Origin of the sequence: Psychrobacillus sp. NPDC093180 (genome assembly GCF_044754065.1) — a bacterium.
In the GTDB taxonomy this organism is placed as follows: domain Bacteria; phylum Bacillota; class Bacilli; order Bacillales_A; family Planococcaceae; genus Psychrobacillus.
Genome location: NZ_JBIVOJ010000008.1, coordinates 190,452 through 211,430 on the forward strand (window position 1 = coordinate 190,452; position 20,979 = coordinate 211,430).

A 20,979-nucleotide genomic window follows, 5' to 3' on the forward strand; every position below is an offset into this window, starting at 1 on the left:
AAGTTTGAATCAAACTGTATAAAACGGTTTTGTCTTCGAATCTCTGTGCGAAAACAAGCAAGGTTTTATTTAGTAGTTATCTTATAAAAGCAAGGAGTTATATAACATGATGTATACTGCTCACCAGAAATTAGAGGAAATCAGACAGGCGCTCAATTCCAAGTTTCTTGAACGAGAAAATGAGGTGGAGGGAATTCTAGTTGCATTGCTTTCCAGGCAGCATATGCTCATGATTGGGCCTGCAGGAACAGCTAAATCAGCTTTGTCGAGTGAATTATCCAAAATTATCGAGGGGACTACCTATTTTCAGTGGTTGCTGACAAAGTTCAGTACACCCGAGGAAGTATTTGGTCCATTATCGTTAAAAGATTTAGAACAGGGCGTATATAAGCGAATTACTAAAACTAAAATGCCAGAAGCGAATATAGTTTTCTTGGATGAAATATTTAAAGCGAACTCAGCAATTTTGAATAGCTTGCTGACCCTTATTAACGAAAGGCTATTCTATAATGACGGGTCACCGGCTAAAGTTCCCTTGATATCTGTAATAGGGACTTCCAATGAATACCCTGAGGAGGAGGAGGGACTTGATGCACTTGTTGATCGTTTCCTCTTACGATATGAGATTAACCCTATAGTAGATGAAAAAAATTTTATTTCGATGTTAAAAGCAGAGGAACAAATTATGCACATGCCGTGTATGACAATGGAAGAATTGATGCATCTTCAGTTCTTGACTGATAAAGTAGTCATTCCTGACGAGGTATATAAAGCACTATCAAAGATTCGCGTGGGATTAAGAGATGAAGGAATTCATCCATCAGATCGAAGGTTCAAGCAGTCTTTAAGTGTATTGCAAGCAAAAGCATTGATTAACCAACGGCAAATCGTTCAGATAGATGATATGAAGATTCTTGAAAACGTTCTTTGGGAAAAGGTGGAGCAAAAAGAGGTCGTATCATACATTATTCGAAACAATGCACATGATGCTTTAACTCAAACTTTGTATTCCTTGCAAAATGAAGCAGATGAAGTGTTCTACTCCATACTCCACGATCAGTCACCAGAGGCAGGTATAGAAGCAACTCAAAAAATGAAGGACCTAGTGGCTGATTTAAATAAGCTTAAAAGTCACTATTCAAGTAGAGAGGCTGATATCGATGTCTTACTAAATAAAGTAACCTTAATGCAACATGAAATTTTGAATAGGATTTTAGAACCTTCTTATTTAGATAATCTAGAAGAAAAAAGATGGTCTACAAGTATCTTTTTTAAAATGTGAAAAGGGGTGACATCTATGAATTCTTCTATAGGTTACAGAGATAACCTCTCCGTATTAAATACGGACTCATTCGATAAAAGGCGTTTCAAAGAAGTTTTGGAGATGTCACCTGGTCTTCAAAAGATTAGAGGAGAAGGTGTATTGCCCTTGTTCGAACCATTACTGGGAGACATTTGGGCTTCGTTATATAAGATGAAACCTAAAATTACGGAAATCGATATAGATAACGTTCTGATAGTCAATAAATCACTCATGGAAAGAATTATGAAGGATGAATATTTTGTAGACTACCGGCACTTCACTCGATTGGATGATTTGTCTTCGGCTATTGCCACGGTGAAATTCGGAGAGAGGACAAACCAATGGCTAGCTGAACAAGATGAAAAATTTCAGAACCAGCTGAAGGAACTTCACACCATTCACAGGGAATTTCAAAAGCAAAAAAGGCAAGAAGGTACAGCAAATGAGACAGTGTTAGAAGAGAAACTTAAAGAAGCGATGAATAAGTTTAATGAGAAATTGCAATGGCTGCTTCAAAGCAATTGGGAGACCTTTTCCCAAGCTATAGCACAAGCAATGGAGGAAACAAAACAAGTGAAAGAGGGGCTGAAATCGTTATTTGGAGGCTTCAGTGCAGGAAGTGGAGATGCAGAATTGAAAAAGATTCCTTTGCGTGATCAAATTTCCTTAGCTGAAAAAATTGCATCTAATAGGAAAATGAAAGAAATTGCAGAGTGGGCTGGAAGATTCAAACAGATAGCTCACAATAAGCAAAAGCCTAAGCAATGTGATTCAATAGGAAAAAGTGGAGTTACATTAGGCAATGATGTGGAGAAATTACTACCGATAGAGTTGAGCTTATATATGCACCCTTTAACAAAGAAAGACTTTCTCCGTCGTTTTGTGGAGGGTCAGACGATGCAATATGAGCAAAAAGGGCAAGAGGTATTGGGGAAAGGACCAATCATACTTTGTCTAGACCAATCGGGAAGTATGCAAAGGTTGGATACCCAATCCAAAGGTTTTGCGTTAGCTCTTATGTCCATTGCAAGGAGGCAAAGAAGAGACTTTTGTTTAATATTGTTCTCTTCCTCTATGCAAATATTAACATTCGAAAAAGGACATGTAAAAAGCTCTGACATGATCCAGTTAGCCCAAACCTTCTTAGGTGGAGGTACGAACTTTGTGCTTCCTCTTGATAGTGCATTAAATGTAATTAATGAAAGCCGTTTTAAACTAGCAGACATTGTGTTTGTTACGGACGGAGAAGATAAGGTACCGACTTCATTTATCGAAGCTTTTAATACAAAGAAAAAGGAAAAAGATTTTAATGTTCTTTCTCTTGTAATAGGAAATAGTATTGATGCCGTTAAACAATTTGCCGATAAAGTGATTCAAATTAATGATCTGGATGAAGAGGGAAGTTTTACTGCATTTGAAATATAGAGGATTGTTTCTAATTTGGCTCTTCTTTTCATCTACTTTAAAGAGAAAGAAGAGCCATCGATCATTTCAATATCTTTTCTTGTTTTTACTTCCTCCATTAATGTAAAAAGTGCCTCGTCTTTCTTTTTAGCCTCAATCATACAGTCAATTTGTGGAATGCTGCCTTTAATTGTATTAAGAAATCTAAAAAACATATCTATATCCACATAATCTGCATGATGACGAAAAGCTTTTTCACTCTTTGGACTCGATATATGCATTTTAATGGGAAGAGGAGAATGTCTCCATGTCTGCACAACTCTATTCCAGTTGTTTTCCCAATTAGCATCTTGGTGATAGGCAAGATGATGATGATAATCGAACACTAGTGGTATATCTAGTTTTTCACATAAGTAAAGTGTATCTTCTAAGGTAAAGGAGGTATCATCGTTTTCGAGCATAATCATATTTTGAATCACCTTTGGGACGTCCATCCAATTATCAACAAAACGTTCCAGTGACATTTCGGTTTCTTTATAATTACCACCAACGTGCATGACACAGCGATGAGTTGGATCAATTCCCATTGCTTTTAATAATAAGTAATGTAGCTTTAAAGTATTGATAGAGTTTTTGAAGATATGCTTTTCTTTCGAATTAATGAGAACAAAGTGATCAGGGTGAAAATCAATTCTAATCTTATATTTTATTGCAAAATTCCCAATCTCACGCAGTGTTTCTTTTAATGGCTTTATATAATTCCAATCGGGAAGCTCTTCATGGTTTGCTAAAGGGATAAGGTGTGAGGTTAATCGATAAAAATGGATATCAGAAGCAACATTATGTTTTAACAGTCTTAGGGTGTTGTGTAAGTTCGAAAGTGCGATCCGTTCTAATTTACGAATAGCGGCTTCCCGATCATCAATTTTTGTGAATTGGGTAAAAGTCATTGTTTGAGATGGGGATGCGTTTTTTAGTTCCATACTCATTGCGACATAACCAAGACGTACAATTGTCATTTATTTCACCTCATCAATTTTATTTATTCTATTCCATGCTGTTACCATTCCACAGATGAGCTTGTAATCCGTTTAACTCCCCGAAGTGCAGCTATTTCCTCTACGAGTTTTTGCATTGCAAGGTTCTTTTGTTTTGCTTCTATCATTATGTCAAAGTCCTGGTTAAGCTCTTTTGCTAACTTTAAAAAGGGAAGGATAAAGTCTAAGGAAACAAAATCCGCATGGGAACGATAGGCTTGGTCAGATTTTGGAGAAGAAATGTGGACTTTTGGTACCATATTAAAGTTATTCCAAGTGTTATATATGCGTTGTAAGTAAAGAGGGAGTTCATTCTCACCGGTATTTGCCATGTGGTGATGATAATCGAGTATCATTGGAATGTTTTCCTTTTCGCAAGTAATGAGTGTTTCCTTCACATCATACGTTTTATCATCATTTTCAAGCGTCATATGTTTCTTGATTTCCTTTGGTAGTTTTGTTAGATTTTGATGAAATCTGTTTATGGCATTATTTTTATCCCCGTAGGCTCCGCCGATATGAATATTAATTAATCCAGTATCGAGGGCGTTCATTGCTTGGAGCATTTTATAATGATATTCCATATCTTTTACCGCATTTATTGTAACTTCTTCTTTAGGACTGGTGAAAAGTGTAAATTGATTCGGGTGAAAGCTTACTCTTAGTTTAAATTGACGGATAATACTTCCGAGCTCATCCCATTCCTTTTTAAATGGAGTTAGGAAATCCCAACATACTTCGGGATGGGTTGCTAAAGGAACAAGGGAGCTGGAAAGTCGGTACAATTCTATTTCATGTGCGATATTGTAGTACAAAATTCTTTTTGTGTGCTGTAAGTTTTGTGCGGTAATAGATTTCAGCTTTTCTATTCGCTCATTTTTAGGAAGAGTTGAATACCGTGTAAAAGTTAAAGTTTTTGATGGACTTGCATCCCATAATCCTAATGCATTTGCCACATAGCCGAACCGAATCTTCATCTAGTTTCCCCTTTATCTATTGCTGTAGCAGATTTTTTAAGCATTTATAGCTTATCTTCCGCAAAACCTAATAATGTATACGTAAAACATATGAAATGGCAAATGCTGCGTTTATCTATGTAGAAATCCAGACTTCTTCCAAATATGTATAAACAATCAAAATGGTACTTGTTTCAGTTGAGCTGATTTTGTGTCTAAATTATGTATTAAGTTACAATTAGAGTGTTAAAAAAGACTTGAATTATAGCGTTTTTTTTTGTTATAGTTAAAAACAGACCGGTTGGTATAGTGGGGGTGTGCTACGGGAATGGATACAAAATCGCTGATAATAGAAATCGCGACGAATCTTTTTCAACAAAAAGGATATAAAGGAGTAGGACTAAATGAAATTATTAAAGCATGTAATATTTCAAAGGGTTCGCTTTATCATCACTTTCCAAATGGAAAAGAAGAATTACTCATTGCTTGTCTTCAAATGTTGAATGAAGAGATTACAAAGGATATTGTAGAGATTTTCGAACGATATTCGACTACACGTGAAGCCGCAGAAGCAATGATTTCAAAATTAGTGGAAAATTTTGAGGCGGAGGGAACCCTTACTGGATATACATTTAGCAGTATTGTGAGTGAAATGGCTTCGTTAAGTGAGCCAGTTCGAAATGCATGTGCTCAGTTGTATCAAAAGATACAAGCTATTTATATGGAAAAGTTATTAGCAGATGGATTTCCAAAGGATAAAGCTAATGCTATTGCACTTATGATGACAGCTTCCATTGAAGGGGCCATGCTTCTTTGCCTGACTCAAAAAGAGGCAGAACCGCTTAAGATTATTTCACAGTTATTACCCAAAATGCTTTAGAGGAGATTTATTAAGTGAAGAAAGAAATAAAAACTGGCCCTATAATGACAGCTCTATTAGTTGCTGGCTTTGTAGGACTTTTTAGTGAAACGGCATTAAATATTGCTTTGGGAGACTTGGGTACTATTTTCGAAGTTGGACCAACAACAGTTCAATGGTTGGCAACAGGTTACTTTTTAACGCTAGGTATTTTAATACCAGTTACAGGTATTCTTATGCAAAAGTTTACAACAAGACAGATGTTTTTAACTTCTATCATTCTAACTATTATCGGTACGGTTTTAGCAGCATTATCACCTTCATTTGGTTTTTTATTGGCGGGCCGTATTATCCAAGCGGCAGGACTAGCTATTAACTTACCGTTAACGCAAAATGTCATTTTCACTATTTTCCCTCCAAATCGACGTGGAGCGGCTATGGGGATTATGGGATTAGTTATGTTAGCTGGACCAGCTTTAGGTCCGACAATAGCTGGACTTATATTAGATACATTATCGTGGGATTGGATTTTCTGGGCTCAAGTACCATTCCTATTACTGTCACTTATTATCGGAGTCTTTTATGTACCAAATGTGAATGAAGTACGTAAAATTTCCATTGACCTATTATCCGTCATTCTTTCAACGATTGGATTTGGTGGAATTGTGTACGGATTCAGTGTATCCGGTGATAATGGATGGACTAGTTCAATAGTTATCGGATCAATTGTTATTGGTTTAATAGGAGTTATTTTATTCTCTATGCGTCAAATGAAAATGGAGCAGCCAATGATGAATTTAAGAGCATTTAAATATCCTCTTTTCGTTCTTGGTGTATTTATGAGTTTTATAACTTTCTTCAATATGCTTTCCATGCTCGTTATTTTACCTATGTATATGCAAATGGCTTTATTAATCGCAGCATTTACAACTGGACTTGTACTTCTGCCTGGTAGCTTACTTAACTGTATTTTAGCACCTATAATAGGTGGGTTATTTGACAAATATGGCCCAAGAGCAATTATCACTCCTGGTACAATTCTAGTAATTATTGCATATGCACTTTACGCACAATTAGGGACAGACGCGGCTCTATGGGTTGTTATCGTCATTCATATTATTATGATGTTAGGAATCGGTGCTGTACTTGCTTCTACACAAACAAATACACTAAATTCTTTGCCGAAACGATACTATCCAGATGGGATCGCTATCACCCAAACCATCCAACAAGTAGCAGGTGCGGTTGGAATTGCAGTAATGGTTTCATTGTTATCTGCTAAACAAAATAGTTATCTATCAACTGTTAACGATCATCTACCGGAGGCTGTGGCATCGGGCTCATCCTTTGTGTTTACGATAGGTTTGATATTTGCAGTGATTAACTTTGTATTGTCATTGTTCATGAAAAAACCAATAGATGTAAACTAAATATAAATACTAAAAAGAAGTCATGACGGAATGTCATGGCTTCTTTTTATGGAAATATTAAACCCATTTTGTAGTGATTACTTTTTTGCGTGTGTAAAATTGCAATCCATCTTTACCATTGGCATGTAGATCACCGTAGAAGGAATCTTTCCATCCAGAGAATGGGAAGAAAGCCATTGGAGCAGGAACACCAATATTTACACCTAACATACCTGCATCAATTGTTTCTCGGAATTTGCGAACACTTCCTCCATCATTTGTAAAGATACAAGCACCATTCGCAAAACGTGATTGGTTACTTAAAACGATCGCATCTTCCAGGTTTTTTACTCTTGAAATGGACAATACTGGCGCGAAAATTTCCTCCTGCCATATTTTCATTTCTGAAGTCACATTATCAAAGATAGTAGGTCCTACAAAATATCCTTCTTGTTTGGCTGCTTCATCTAGACGACCATCCCGGACAAGTTTAGCTCCTTCTTTTTCGCCACTTTCGATAAAGCCAAGTGTACGCGCTTTATGATTGTCACGGATGACAGGACCAAGGAAAATCCCTTCATCTAATCCGTTTCCAATTTGAATCTGGTTCGCTTTTTCTGTAAGTAATGCAATAAACTCATCGGCTATTGAATCTTCTACCGCAACTACAGAGGCAGCCATACAACGTTCTCCAGCAGATCCAAATGCAGCATTCATAATTTGTGTTGTAGCATTTTCCAAATTTGCATCACTTAATACGATGGAGTGATTTTTTGCTCCGGCTAAGGCTTGAACACGTTTCAGGTTACTTGTTCCTCGTTTGTAAACATACTCGGCAACAGGCTGAGAACCAACGAAAGAAATGGCTGCTGTTTGTTTGTGGTCCAATAAACTATTTACAACATCATGTGCACCGTGAACAATATTAAATACGCCTGCTGGTAAACCTGCTTCTTCTAGTAGCTCTGCCAAGCGATTTGCAAGTAATGGTGTGCGCTCTGATGGCTTCATAACAAATGTATTACCAGTAGCAATAGCCATTGGGAACATCCAGCAAGGTACCATCATTGGAAAGTTAAATGGTGTAATTCCAGCAATAACGCCAATTGGATAACGGTATACGCCAGATTCCAACTCTGTAGCTATGGATGGAAGAGATTCACCCATCATTAACGTTGGGGCTCCTGCCGCGAATTCCACATTTTCAATTCCGCGCTGCACTTCACCGTATGCTTCCGCAAAATTTTTACCATTCTCTATAGTGATCAATTTAGCCAACTCGTCATGATTGTCTACTAATAATTGTTGATACTTAAAGAGAATACGAGCACGTTTTGGAACAGGAACGTCTTTCCAAGTTTCGAACGCTTCTGCGGCAACCTCAATAGCATGGTCTGTATCTTTTGTAGTTGAAATTGGGACATGGGCGATTATTTCACCTGTTGCTGGATTATAGACTTCAAGTGATTGATTTGTATTTGCCTCTATCCATTTACCGCCTACATAGTTTTTTAGTGTTTTTAATGTTGTTTGTGTCAATGAAAAAACCTCCTGCTGATTTTCTTATTTTATTTTGTTACCATGCTTTCTGAGCTGAATTGATAGTCGAAGCATACTTCATAGAGTTCTTCGATTTCTTGTTTCGTAGGTACTTTTGGATTATTATTTGGACTCCCACTTGCTAGTGCATCTTCTGCCATTTTGCTAATTGCATTATTAAATGCCTCTGGTTGGATTCCCCAGCCTTTTAAATTAGGAATCTCTAATTCTTGGCAAAGTTTTTTTACTTCGTATACAGTTAGCTCAGCAGCCTCTTTAGTGGAAAGATTATCACAGTCTGGCTTAAATAATCTAGCTAAATCAGCTAAGCGTTCGATACAGGCATCGATACTGAATTCAAGAACAGCAGGCAGTAGCATTGCATTGGATATACCATGCGGGACATGAAACAATGCACCGATTGGTCTAGACATTCCATGGACAAGGCAAACGGATGCATTGGTAAAAGCCATTCCAGCTTGTAGGGATCCTAGTGCCATGGCTTCTCTTGCATCAATATTTTTTCCATCCTCATAAGCAGTTTTTAAGCTTTTTACTATTTTTTCTATAGCCGAGAGAGCAAGAGTATCTGTCATTGGCTGTGCTTTTATAGATAAGTATGCTTCGATTGCATGGCTTAGCGCATCAATTCCCGTAGCTGCTGTAACACCTTTGGGAGAAGAGAGTGTTAATAATGGATCGACAATGGCAACTTCCGGCATAAATGCGGGTTGCTTAATCATCATTTTTACGTCATTGGTTGTATTTGTAATAATGGTAGCATCTGTGGCCTCTGAGCCTGTTCCGGCAGTCGTCGGAATAGAAATATGGGGGATTGGCTGCTTATCAGCAAGTTTTTTCCCACCCATGTAATCGCCTATGTAACCACCATTGGTTGCCAACACTGAAATTGCCTTTGCAGTATCAATACAGCTTCCACCACCAAGGGAAATGATTACATCGCAGTTTTCTTTTTCAAATATTTCAAGTGATTCCGCTACATAAACATCTGTTGGTTCGGAAGCGACTCCTGTGTAAAAAGCACTTTCAATTTTCCAATTCAAAAGTAGATTGCTACATTCCTCTATATAGCCTAAGCTTTCCATCACTTTATCACTGATGATCAATGCTTTTTTCCCTTTGGCCGACGTTTCCTCACCGACTTTTTCAAAGGCTTTTCGACCATAGTGAATTGTTTGGGGTGTACGAAAAACAACAGGTTGATCCAATTAAATTACCTCCCTTTCTTTTCACATATAACTATGCAAGAACCATGCCAAGTTATAACGGTAGTAGGGGGAAGTACTCCAATAAAAAAAGTGTAGCTAATAAGCTACACTTTTGTAGAAGGTGTTGCTTTTAAACTACACTAATCGATTACTGCAAGCCGTGTTTCTTCAATTTTTTATATAATGTCGTACGGTGAATTCCCAGTCTATCGGCTGCTTTTGATTTATTTCCCAATGACTCCTTCAAGGATTGTATTAGCATTTCTTTTTCCTTATTATCCTCTTCCTTTTTCAATTGATTAATGGGGGACAGAGTAGGAATTTGAGAAAAATGCTGACGTTTAATATAATTTGGAAGATGATGTGAATCTATTATATTTTCCTCAGTTAAGATAACTACCTTCTCAATGATGTTTGCAAGCTCGCGTACGTTTCCATACCATTCATAACTCATTAAAGAGGAAATTGCATCAACTGTAATTTCTTTTTCTGCCATATCATATTTCTTACAAATCTCAGTTAAGTAATGAGCTATTAGGATTGGAATATCCTCCTGTCTATTTCTTAGCGGTGCTATATTAAGTTCAATCACGTTTATTCGATAATATAGATCCTCCCGAAAAGTGCCTGCAAGAACCATTTCCTTCAAATTCCGATTTGTTGCTGTAATAACCCGTGCTTTTAGTTGGATTTGTTTGACTCCTCCAACTCTTTCAAACATCTTTTCCTGTAAGACACGCAACAATTTTGTTTGCATCATTTGGGGCATTTCACCAATTTCATCTAGAAATATCGTGCCAGATGCAGCCAATTCGAATTTACCGGGTTTTCCACCTTTTTTGGCACCGGTAAATGCACCTTCTTCATAGCCAAATAACTCTGATTCAAATAGATGCTCTGGAATTGCCCCGCAATTTACACTTATAAAAGGCCCTTGATTGTAATGGCTAAGATCATGAATGCTGTGTGCAAACATTTCCTTTCCTGTGCCGCTTTCACCTGTAATTAAAACAGTAGCCTCCGTTTTAGCTACTTTTCTTGTCATACGTTTAAGATTTGCAATTGAATCACTAGTACCAATGATTTGTTCTATAGTCGAATTAGTCTCTTTTCTCTCTTCAAGCCGTTCTTGACTACTAAGATTTCCGGTAAGTGCCTTTTTTTCTAGAAAACGTTCATAAATACGATAAAGCTCTGTCACACCCTCAAAAATTAACATGCCAACAGCTCCTACCAACTCCCCATCCTTCCACAATGGGATTCTGTGGACGACCATTGGTTGGCCTTGAATATATTGGATGACACCTCGTTCAGAAATCCCTGACTTTACCGTATGATGAAGATTAGTATTATCAATCACCTCTGAGACAGGGCAACCAATAGCATCTTTTTTGTCGACTCCTATAAATCGACTGTAAGCTTCATTAAATTCAACAATAATTCCTTCCTTATTAACAACAGCTATACCTTCGTAGGCACTATTTAAAATGATATCTAAAATGTCAGTAGTATGTAAGTCTTGAGCTCTTCCCACCAAATTCTCACCCCGTATCATTATATCGAAAGACTAATTATTTATTAGTATACCTCTTTTTCTAAAGTAAAGATGAGTGTTTTTCACTAGGTGAGTTCGTATGGTAAAATGAGCTATATATTCGGTAGGAGCGATAGATATGTATAAAATAATGATAGTAGAAGATGAAGAAAAAATTAGAAGTATAGTAATGGACACCTTAGAGAAATGGCAGTATGAAGTGGTTGTTATCACAAAATTTGATCAGGTTCTTCTTGCTTTTGAAAAAGAACAGCCGCATTTAGTATTGCTTGATATCAATTTGCCAGTGTTTGACGGTTATTATTGGTGCCAACAAATTCGTTCCATATCAAAAGTGCCAATTATTTTTCTATCTTCTCGAAACCAAAATATGGACATAATTATGGCAATCAATATGGGCGGTGATGACTTTGTGCAAAAACCATTCGATTTATCGGTCCTAGCAGCAAAAGTTAATGCACTTCTTCGTCGTAATTATGATTATCAAGATGAATCAGACTTACAATTATTTCATAGGGGACTTGTGCTTTATCTGAACAATTCTACTGTCCAATATAAAGCACAAACAGAGCAACTTACACGCAACGAACTGGTCATTTTGCAATTATTAATGAGACAAATTGGTAAAATCGTTTCACGAGATGAATTAATGCAAACGTTATGGAATGACGAGCAATTCATTGATGATAACACATTAACGGTCAATGTTAATCGTCTTCGTCGTAAAATCGCTGCTATTGGTTTGGACGATTTTATTGTAACGAGAAAGGGAATGGGGTACTTGATTGAATGAAGTTCCTGCGCTTTCTATACTATGAAAAGCCTTATATTTACTTGTATCTAGCTTGTTTCTTAATCACTAGTGCTGTATTTTTTACTGATAGCAATGACGGTTGGAGGTCGGAGACCTTCTTTTATGCCTTCATCCTATCTGGGATTGTGCTACTGGTATTCTTATTGTTTCGTTATCAGCAAAATGTACGTGTAATCCGACGACTGAAACGGGAGGATCATGACAGCTTGTCGTTAGAAGGAGAATTAGCGAAAGTGTATATCGATGAGCTGAAAAGAAACCATATCCGTGAAATAAACGAAGTTCACGACAAGCAAAATCAACATTATGACTTTATTGTCTCTTGGTTTCATGAGATAAAGACACCGATTGCGGTTCTTCGGTTATTGCAACAAACCGATATGGACACAGATAGTTTAAGGGAAGAGATTACTAGGATAGAAAATTACGTCGATCAAGCTCTCTACTATGCTAAGCTTGATAGCTTTAATCAGGATTATGATATTCAAAACTGCGACGTTATCCATGTTTCAAAAGAGATTGTTAAGTCTCATTCTAAAACATTTTTTTCTAAAAAAATTCGTATCAACATCCAGACAGAAACACTTAAGGTTCAAAGTGACTCTAAATGGTTGCAGTTCATTGTCAATCAGTTATTGACAAATAGTTTAAAATATACAGAACAGGGCGGAGAAATTATCATTTCAGCAATAGAAACCCCGAAAGAAAAACAGCTGCTTATTCGGGATAATGGAATTGGTATTAGCCAAAAGGACCTTCCTCGAATTTTTAATCGCGGTTTTACCGGTGAAACAGGACGAACATATACGAAGTCTACTGGTATGGGGTTATATTTAGCTCAACAGTTAAGCAACAAATTGGGACACCACATCAGTTGTACTTCGAAAGTAGGGGAGTTCACTCAATTCATTGTTCACTTCCCGATAGATAGTGATCCGTTTTTTTCACTACAAAAAACACACGATGAGTAAAATAACTCATCGTGTGTTTTTGTCATTAATTATTTTATAGTAAATAGAAGTTGATGAAAAATAAAAGATGACATATGTTAACACATACAATCCCATGACAGCAATAATAATTGTAGTTAAGGAAGGTAGATCTTTTATTACTAGGATGACTGAGTAATATAACAGAAACCAACTGTGTACCAAACCAACAATTAGTGGCGGTAAAAATACGAATAGTAATTGTTTTCGTATAATTTTTTTCAATTCTTTGTCGCCTACACCAATTTTGCGTAAAATTGCGTAGCGTTCTCGCTCTTCTGTAGCTTCGCGTAGCTGTTTAAAGTAAATGACACTAGCTAAAGCACACAATGCAATGACTGCAAAGAATGCAACCGAGAACAAAATTAAAGATGAAGACTCTGTATCAATGGAATACATATCTACATAGGCTGAATAATAGGTTCCTTCTGTTTTCATAACGATATCATATATGTTTCTAGATACGTTATTAGATGTTTTGGGATTTTCTATTTGATAAATTTCAAAGGAAGAAAGGGTGTAATTTTCTTTTAAGTACTCAAAAGCTTCGTCTGAAATAACAAGTACAGAAGGTTGAGGTTCCGTATCACCACCAGGGCTCGTTGGAATACTTAGCAATGGGTATCTTATTTTTTCGACTATGTGAAATATGTTGTCTTCTAAAACGGTAATTTCAGGAAATGGACTTTTATATTTTGTTGATTCATCTATTCCTCTAGTTAAAATAATTGCTTCTTTATCTTCTAAACTAACTTTTTCACCTACCCCACGTAGATCTACAATTGCATTTAATTGTGACTCAGGAAAAAGGTAAAACGCTTCAGTGTAATATTCGGGATGGCTGAAGAATGTTTCTCTATTCGTGATGTTTTCTGTTTGAATTCCCCTTATTGTTTCATGGTCTATAATTGGATGCGAATCATTTATAATTTGTTCGATTTGTTTTTGAGTTTCATCGTCTTGTGTCGAAAATGCAATATGGTTTGGAAATTCTTTTTTTACAACATCACCTTTTACGGCATAATCCACAGCAATAAATCCAACTGTAAAAATGACAACAGCACTAATTATTGAATTAAACGTAAAGTTTACAGTATTTCCTCTAATAGAAAAACGAAGCGAGGAAATCCACAACATTTTGTTCCCATGAAAGTAGTTTTTAGTTAGACTCATTTTTTGTAAAATCCAACCGGAAAACTGGCGGAAAAATAAATAGGTTCCAATTATCAAAGCTACGGTTGTAGCAATTAATGTTTCGTTAAAATAATCTTTCCATATATTCGTATCGCCTGATATGGCAATCGTATAGTAAGATGCTCCGATTAAAAGCACAGAAAGTATCGCCAGAGGCATAGAAAACTTCAGCGGTTTGTCCATTTTTTCTTTTGCATGGAATAATTCAACTAACTGCACACGACGAATACTAAAATAACTTTGAATAGTAATAATTCCAATTAATAATGCGAACAATCCTATGGTTGAGATAATTGCTTCGAGTGGAAATGAAAAGGAAATATTGTCATTGTAGTGCATTAAATTCATTAATACAGCACCGAAAAATTTCGAAAGTAATCCACCTATTAATATACCGCTGAATACAGAAATGGTACTCAAAAATAATGTTTCGAAAAAGACCATTGTAGCAATTTGGCCTTCTTTCATCCCATAAAGTAAATACATACCAAATTCTTTTTTGCGCTGCTTCATAAAAAATGAGTTAGCATACAAAATAAAGAAAACGATAAACGAAAAAACGATAATGGAGGCAATGAAAATAACCATTTTGTAGTTTTCTTTATTTTGAATGGCTGCGACTACGTCTGCGTTATACATTAAACCGGAAAAGGTAAAGTAAATGACAACTCCAACGAGCATAGAGATGAAGTAGATGGTATATAATCGAAAGTTCCGCTTCATATTTCTCCATGATAAATCAAGTAAACTCATCGGGCGCCTCCTCCTGTAGCACTTTGAATGGTTAAAATCCGATCAAAGAATTCTTTTTCTGATTGTTCCCCTCTAAACATTTCATTGACAATTTTGCCATCACGAAGAAAAATCACACGCTGGCAATAACTAGCTGCATACGGGTCATGCGTAATCATTAAAACGGTTGTCTTAAAAATTTTATTGAGCATTTGAATTTGTTCTAGTAGTTGGGTGGCAGACCTTGAATCAAGTGCACCTGTCGGCTCATCAGCAAACACAATTGCAGGATTGGTAATAAGTGCCCGTGCTGCAGCAGTGCGTTGTTTTTGTCCACCAGATATTTCAGAGGGATATTGATGTAAGATGGATTCAATGTTCAATGCTTCACTCAACTTTGCTAATCGCAGCTCCATTTCGCGTACAGGTGTTTTTTGTAACGAGAGCGGTAGCAAGATATTTTCTTTTACCGTTAATGTGTCCAGTAGATTGTAATCTTGAAAAATAAATCCAATTCGTTTTTGGCGGAATTCTCTTAAGGATTTCTTTTTCAAATTTAACAGCGAATTTCCGTCGATCCAAACATCCCCACTATTAAAGCTGTCAATTGCCCCAAGCGTATTCATTAATGTTGTTTTACCAGAACCAGATGGCCCCATAATTGCGGTGAATTCTCCTTGATCAATGGTTAAATCAATATTTTTTAACACTTGTGTTCTCCCGTAAGATTTGGATAAGTTTTTGGTTTGAATAACAGTGTTCATGGAATAATTCCTCCTTCTACTGCTCCCACTATAACTCCTTTTTTGTTAGCCAACCATTCATATAACAGAAAAGTAAGTGACAATTTTGTCACTAGAAGAATATTAATTTAATTATAAATAATCTGAAAAATATTCTATAATGATTAATCTATTATGTGTATCATGTAAATATGGGGTTAAATTTATTAACAAACTCCTCAAGTAATTAAATGATTGTAAGGATAATAGGAGGATTATACGTGAAAACTTATAGCTATTTTTGCTCTACTCAAATCGAAATGGGAATTGGAAAAGCAAAACAACTACCGGAAATGTTGAAATCTATTGAAATTGGTTCGTCTATTCTACTAGTAAGTGATCCTGGTGTAGTCCGCGCAGGACTGGTTGGCCCAATCAAAGCTGCACTTGAGACAGCTGGTTATCGTACATTATTATTTGACTCCATTGAACAAAACCCTCGAGATGTGGATTGTTTGGAAGGCGCCAAAATATTTCGCGACTTTGCTGCAGACGCTGTAGTAGCTATCGGTGGTGGAAGTGCGATGGATACAGGGAAAACTATTGCACTATGTGGACCAAATGGTGGAAGTCCATCTGAGTATGCGGATGGTTTACGGGCATACACGGATATTGCTCCTATTATTTGTATTCCAACAACAGCTGGAACGGGGTCAGAAGTAACACGCTCTGCTGTGATCACGGAGAAGTCAACACACCGGAAGATGACACTCAAACATGCTTCCTTAAGACCAATCTTAGCTGTCCTAGATCCATCCCTAACCTTCAGTGTTCCATCTGCAGTTACCGCTGCAACCGGTGTGGATGCATTAGTTCATGCTATTGAAGGGTATACATGTAAAGTAACAAATCCCATTTCGCAAGCACTCGGTGCTAAAGCGATGGAAACGATTGTTTCTGCCTTGCCTATTGCTTTTCGTGATGGGCAAAATGAAAAGGCTCGTCATGACATGTTAGAAGGCAGTTTACTCGCTGGTTTATGTTTTGGTTCTGCGGATGTCGCAGCAGTTCATTGTTTAGCAGAAGCACTTGGTGGGCTTTACGATACTCCTCATGGTGTTGCAAATGCAGTGTTCTTACCGCATGTATTACGTTTCAATGCAGAAGAAGACAAACAAATGCATGCAACACTGGCACGTTATATGAAATTTGCAAATGATTCGGACACAGAGGATACGGCTGTTGAAAAGCTAATAGAAGGGATTACCTCCTTTACAGAGCAACTCGAAATCCCTAAATTAAAAGATTTAACGGGTGTACAGGAAGAAGATTTCCCACGCATTGTGGAGTTAGCAATGCAGAACAATTCGACCCCAAGCAATGTTCGTTCCGTTACATCTGCTGATTATTTAAAGATTTTGGAGCATGCTTACTATAATGTGCAGAGTAACTTTAAAGAAGTAAGTAGATAAATAAAAAATAACCATTTCTCCGAATTCGAGAAGTGGTTATTTTTCATAGATTAAGAGTGAAAAAGGTAACGAAAAAAGAGGTTTCAATACATTTCAAAAGACCTTTGTTTTGGAATAGTAAAATGACTTACGAAGCAATTGTAAGTGGATAGCTAGTTATCGATTGTTTGCGCTATATAATTGTGCTAATTATTAAAATATGAGAAAAAAATAATCTGCTAGTGATTTCTCTTTATATTACAAATTGGAGTCTTCGTCGGAGACCTAAATCAATTGTAAAATAACGTTTATTTCATTAAGGTGTGCTGACATGTGGAAAAACTTTAGACTACTATTATGTATAGTAATCATTGGTCTAGTACTTGGTGGTTGTCAAGTGACAAAAGAAAATGGAAAGGATTTAAAACCTTCTGAAATGAAGACGGAGGATTTACCCGATGTCCGAGCTCTGCAGGACGAATTTACGCGTAGTTTCATCGAGTCCACTGAAGAGGTAGAACCAGGATATTATTCATTCCTTTCCGGGACGAAGCGTTATCGAATGCTATTTCCAAAAGAAGGAGCGATCCATCAAGGATACGGGGTGAAAGAAGACCAATTTGAAGGTTTTTTAATGAGTACTATAAATGACAATGGAACCGATTCCCAAATTAAAATCAACTATTATGCCTATGGGACGTTAGAAAGCGTTGAAGGTGGATTGGAAATGTTGGAAGGGAGTATTGGACAAAAGCTAGAATTTGAAAAAATACTTAGTAAAAATACGGATATATACTATGCACCATTCCAGTTTGATTCAGAAACATTTGGCATAGCGGCATTGGTCGCCAGTCTAAATGATAACGGTGTGATTCAAATTGTTTATGATACACAATGCAAGAAGGACCAAAATGAGTGTCAGCAGATAAAGGAAGACGAAGTGGATAAAATGATCCATTGGGCCGGCTCTTTTGAGTTCGTTGATCAAGAAGTCAAATGAAAGTGGTGATGATAAATGGGATAGCAAACGATTCACTTGCAATGTAATGAATGGATATCTTTTGTTCATCCTGTAAAATCATGATAGCTATTAGATTATTGAATAAAATAGATCTATTAATGCTTTCACTTTTTAATGCAAGTGGAGTCTTCTTTGAAGAGCTCGATAAATTGAGAGTATAACATCTATTTCATTAAGGAGTGCTGACATGTGGGAAAATAAGAGGCTATTAGTATTTATAATAAGCATTGGTTTAGTGCTGGGAGGTTGTCAAATGGCAGAGGAAAACGGGAAAGATATAAAACCTTCTGAAATGCAAGTGGAAGATTTACCGAATGTTCGGGCACTACAAGACGAATTTACACGAAGTTTCATCGAGTCCACTGAAGAGGTGGAACCAGGCTATTATTCATTCCTTTCGGGGACGAAGCGTTACCGGATGCTATTTCCAAAAGAAGGAGCGATTCATCAAGGATATGGAGTAAAAGACGACCAATTTGAAGGTTTTTTAATGAGTACTATAAATGACAATGGAACTGATTCTCAAATTAAGATTAATTATTATGCTAATGAGTCGATTGAAAACGTCCCAGTAGTCTTGGAAATTTTAGAAGGGCGTGTCAATCAGAAGTTAGAGTTCGAAAAAATTACTTCTGAATCTTCGGAGGTCTACTATGCGCCAATTGAATTCGAACCCGATGTGTTCGGTATAGCAGCATTGGTCGTAAGTTTGAATGGTGAAGGTTCGGTCCAAATCGTTTATGACACGCAATGTAAGAACGATAAAAATGAGTGTCAGCAGATAAAAGAGAAAGAAGTAGATAAGATGGTCCATTTAGTTAAGTCGGTCGAGTTCATAGAAAAAGAAGTCAAATGAAAGCGGTGATGAAATATGGATAACGAGGTTTTAAATTCTAATAATCTTCGTCTGCGTTTAATTGATTTAGAATACAAAGGTCTGAAAAATGAAGAATTTAAATCGGAAATTAGAAGGATTTATTTTGAAGAAACTGGCCATGAATTGAAGGCTGATATCGAAATATTGAAATCGAGCGATGCGAAAAGTTTAAAAGACGACCAATCGGGATATGACGGCACAGCGATTTATTTCCAGACGGAAGGAAAGGAGAATGACCAATTATATATCCTTTCTCAAGGTAGTCAGCAGTCGAAGGATTGGGAGTACAATATGAATGCAATGTTGGCCGGGCAGGATGCATCGCAGGCGGATAGTACGTATATTTTCGTCAGAGAAGCGATTGAACACTTCAATGTAGATGACAAAAAAAATCAGGCCGATATCATCGGGATGTCCCATTCCCTCGCCCATAATAATAATGCGACGACACAATTGCTTCACAATGTTTTTGATAAAATATACAGCGTGAACGGTGCCCAGACGAATTATTATCAGCTTTATTCAGCAGACAATGCCTTCCGTCAAGAGGTGAATAAGCAATTCTCGTTGAACCGCAGCGACCTATTTGCTGTTTATAAGCTTGATCCAGTAAAATTGCGGGCATTCACCGAAGCGTATTATGAGAAGGAAGGAAATACAAAAGGTATCCACCAACTCATCTCAACCGATGATCCTTTATATGGGATTAGCGGGGCAAGAGGCTTTTTCCCCGTAGGTACCGTTGAGATGGTCGATACGAATACAGAAAGACCGGGAATCCGTGACATATTCGATCAGCTACACGATTCCGAAGTAGCACATTTGCAACAGCTTGCCATCACTTATTCGGTCGCCGAGAAAGCAGGCAGTACAAATGGACTTAAGGAGCTGACAGGGCTAGATATATCGATATTTGAAGGGGCAGAGGGAAACTGGGATTATGCCAAGTTGTACATGACAAAAGGCGATGAAATCAATGCGATGATCGCAGATATGAATACAAAAGTTCCCCCGCTCATAGATTCTATCAAAAAAATGACAAGTAATAGTGATGTCATTTTTAGTCACTTTGTCGATGCGGGATATTTGAGTGAAGCTGATAAAGATATTGTCGTCCATGAATTGACGAATATTGAGGGTCTTTTGGAAGAAATGAAGTCCCTCATCCAGACGAATAACTCCATCCGGGAATCCCAATACGATGTGAACTATTCGGGTAGTAATCCATTCTTGACAGTACTCGGTGCCGATATCGGCTCACTCATCCGTCTGTTGAATTTGAAAGATTCATTTATGGAGAGCTTCGAAAAGCTAAAAAGCGTATTAGGACCTATGCTTGCAGAAATCGGAGATAGTCATTCCATTCTCGAAATGCTTAATGCACTGGGACTCCAATCAGGTCGTGCTTATTCAGGGAGTGATCTGATTTTAGTGAAAGGGAGCGGAGCTGATAAAATCAAGGTAAATATTTCTGCAGCAGTTCGTATGTATCAGCAAGGCAACGAATCATTGGAAGTAAAAAACCGCCATGTGGAGGCGCTTATAGCAGCATTGGATGCCGAGTTGGTAGATGGGTTTGCGCTAGAGCGGACAAAAGTCGTAAGTCGGATCAATGAGATTGAAAGTAATCCATCTTCTTATGCCGACCATGTCAATGCATGTGTTGCCCCTTCAGGAAATAAAGCGGAGATCGTCGGGGCTAATGTCCATGAATATTTGCCGCCTTTAAGTGGTATTCAGTTCGACGGTATTCAATCGATTTTACAAACAGAAATTACGAATGCGAAAACATTTCTGACTACGTCAAGAACGGCCATCGAAACCCTTTTTGATAAGGATGAATTTGTTGCAGCGCTGTTCGACTATGTTCCAGGAGGTTAAATAGGGA

17 protein-coding genes are annotated in these 20,979 nt (G+C 37.2%); 10 read left to right on the forward strand and 7 right to left on the reverse strand.

Going from position 1 to position 20,979, the window contains the following annotated elements; genetic code table 11:
• Nucleotides 1–106: 106 nt before the first annotated feature.
• Nucleotides 107–1,282, forward strand: a complete 1,176-nt coding sequence (locus ACIP9W_RS13775) for an AAA family ATPase (RefSeq protein ID WP_400790343.1) — start codon at nt 107–109, stop codon at nt 1,280–1,282.
• 15 nt (nt 1,283–1,297) lie between these two features.
• Nucleotides 1,298–2,728 carry a VWA domain-containing protein gene (locus ACIP9W_RS13780; RefSeq protein ID WP_400790345.1) on the forward strand — a complete coding sequence of 477 codons (1,431 nt, stop codon included), beginning with the start codon at nt 1,298–1,300 and terminating at the stop codon, nt 2,726–2,728.
• Nucleotides 2,729–2,760: 32 nt separating this feature from the next.
• Here ACIP9W_RS13780 and uvsE (ACIP9W_RS13785) read toward each other — a convergent pair whose 3' ends face one another.
• On the reverse strand, nt 2,761–3,726 hold the full coding sequence (gene uvsE, locus ACIP9W_RS13785) for a UV DNA damage repair endonuclease UvsE (RefSeq protein ID WP_400790348.1): 966 nt from the start codon (nt 3,724–3,726) through the stop codon (nt 2,761–2,763).
• 41 nt (nt 3,727–3,767) lie between these two features.
• The gene (gene uvsE / locus ACIP9W_RS13790) at nt 3,768–4,721 is read right to left on the reverse strand and encodes a UV DNA damage repair endonuclease UvsE (protein WP_400790350.1); all 954 of its coding nucleotides are present in this window, start codon (nt 4,719–4,721) and stop codon (nt 3,768–3,770) included.
• Nucleotides 4,722–5,028: 307 nt separating this feature from the next.
• Here uvsE (ACIP9W_RS13790) and ACIP9W_RS13795 point away from each other — a divergent pair, with 307 nt between their 5' ends.
• Nucleotides 5,029–5,580: a TetR/AcrR family transcriptional regulator gene (locus ACIP9W_RS13795; RefSeq protein ID WP_400790353.1), complete on the forward strand. Its 552-nt coding sequence runs from the start codon at nt 5,029–5,031 to the stop codon at nt 5,578–5,580.
• A 44-nt stretch (nt 5,581–5,624) separates the two neighbouring features.
• Nucleotides 5,625–6,989 (forward strand): DHA2 family efflux MFS transporter permease subunit, encoded by a 1,365-nt coding sequence (locus ACIP9W_RS13800; RefSeq protein WP_400790536.1) that lies wholly within the window; start codon nt 5,625–5,627, stop codon nt 6,987–6,989.
• 57 nt (nt 6,990–7,046) lie between these two features.
• Here ACIP9W_RS13800 and ACIP9W_RS13805 read toward each other — a convergent pair whose 3' ends face one another.
• From ACIP9W_RS13805 to ACIP9W_RS13815, 3 genes are all read right to left on the reverse strand, one after another.
• The gene (locus ACIP9W_RS13805; RefSeq protein ID WP_400790356.1) at nt 7,047–8,507 is read right to left on the reverse strand and encodes a CoA-acylating methylmalonate-semialdehyde dehydrogenase; all 1,461 of its coding nucleotides are present in this window, start codon (nt 8,505–8,507) and stop codon (nt 7,047–7,049) included.
• 29 nt (nt 8,508–8,536) lie between these two features.
• A complete protein-coding gene (locus ACIP9W_RS13810; protein WP_400790359.1) occupies nt 8,537–9,736 on the reverse strand; it encodes an iron-containing alcohol dehydrogenase in 1,200 nt (399 codons plus the stop codon).
• A gap of 148 nt (nt 9,737–9,884) precedes the next feature.
• On the reverse strand, nt 9,885–11,270 hold the full coding sequence (locus tag ACIP9W_RS13815; RefSeq protein WP_400790361.1) for a sigma-54 interaction domain-containing protein: 1,386 nt from the start codon (nt 11,268–11,270) through the stop codon (nt 9,885–9,887).
• A 139-nt stretch (nt 11,271–11,409) separates the two neighbouring features.
• Here ACIP9W_RS13815 and ACIP9W_RS13820 point away from each other — a divergent pair, with 139 nt between their 5' ends.
• On the forward strand, nt 11,410–12,084 hold the full coding sequence (locus ACIP9W_RS13820) for a response regulator transcription factor (protein ID WP_400790364.1): 675 nt from the start codon (nt 11,410–11,412) through the stop codon (nt 12,082–12,084).
• Nucleotides 12,081–13,076, forward strand: coding sequence for a sensor histidine kinase (locus ACIP9W_RS13825; RefSeq protein WP_400790367.1), 996 nt, complete (start codon nt 12,081–12,083; stop codon nt 13,074–13,076). Before ACIP9W_RS13820 ends, ACIP9W_RS13825 begins: the two co-directional genes overlap by 4 nt.
• A gap of 6 nt (nt 13,077–13,082) precedes the next feature.
• Here ACIP9W_RS13825 and ACIP9W_RS13830 read toward each other — a convergent pair whose 3' ends face one another.
• Together ACIP9W_RS13830 and ACIP9W_RS13835 are read right to left on the reverse strand one after the other, a co-directional pair.
• On the reverse strand, nt 13,083–15,041 hold the full coding sequence (locus ACIP9W_RS13830; protein WP_400790369.1) for an ABC transporter permease: 1,959 nt from the start codon (nt 15,039–15,041) through the stop codon (nt 13,083–13,085).
• Entirely contained in the window at nt 15,038–15,784 is a 747-nt protein-coding gene (locus ACIP9W_RS13835; RefSeq protein ID WP_400790372.1) for an ABC transporter ATP-binding protein, read from the reverse strand. The genes ACIP9W_RS13830 and ACIP9W_RS13835 overlap by 4 nt, the downstream gene beginning before the upstream one ends.
• Nucleotides 15,785–16,023: 239 nt before the next feature.
• On the opposite strand from ACIP9W_RS13835, the gene ACIP9W_RS13840 reads away from it, so the two are divergent.
• The 4 genes from ACIP9W_RS13840 (at nt 16,024) to ACIP9W_RS13855 (ending at nt 20,972) form a co-directional block, all read left to right on the forward strand.
• On the forward strand, nt 16,024–17,214 hold the full coding sequence (locus tag ACIP9W_RS13840) for an iron-containing alcohol dehydrogenase (RefSeq protein WP_400790375.1): 1,191 nt from the start codon (nt 16,024–16,026) through the stop codon (nt 17,212–17,214).
• Nucleotides 17,215–17,524: 310 nt separating this feature from the next.
• Nucleotides 17,525–18,193, forward strand: coding sequence for a hypothetical protein (locus tag ACIP9W_RS13845; RefSeq protein ID WP_400790377.1), 669 nt, complete (start codon nt 17,525–17,527; stop codon nt 18,191–18,193).
• A 274-nt stretch (nt 18,194–18,467) separates the two neighbouring features.
• Nucleotides 18,468–19,070 (forward strand): hypothetical protein, encoded by a 603-nt coding sequence (locus ACIP9W_RS13850; RefSeq protein ID WP_400790380.1) that lies wholly within the window; start codon nt 18,468–18,470, stop codon nt 19,068–19,070.
• A gap of 15 nt (nt 19,071–19,085) precedes the next feature.
• Entirely contained in the window at nt 19,086–20,972 is a 1,887-nt protein-coding gene (locus ACIP9W_RS13855; protein ID WP_400790382.1) for a DUF6792 domain-containing protein, read from the forward strand.
• Nucleotides 20,973–20,979 lie beyond the last annotated feature (7 nt).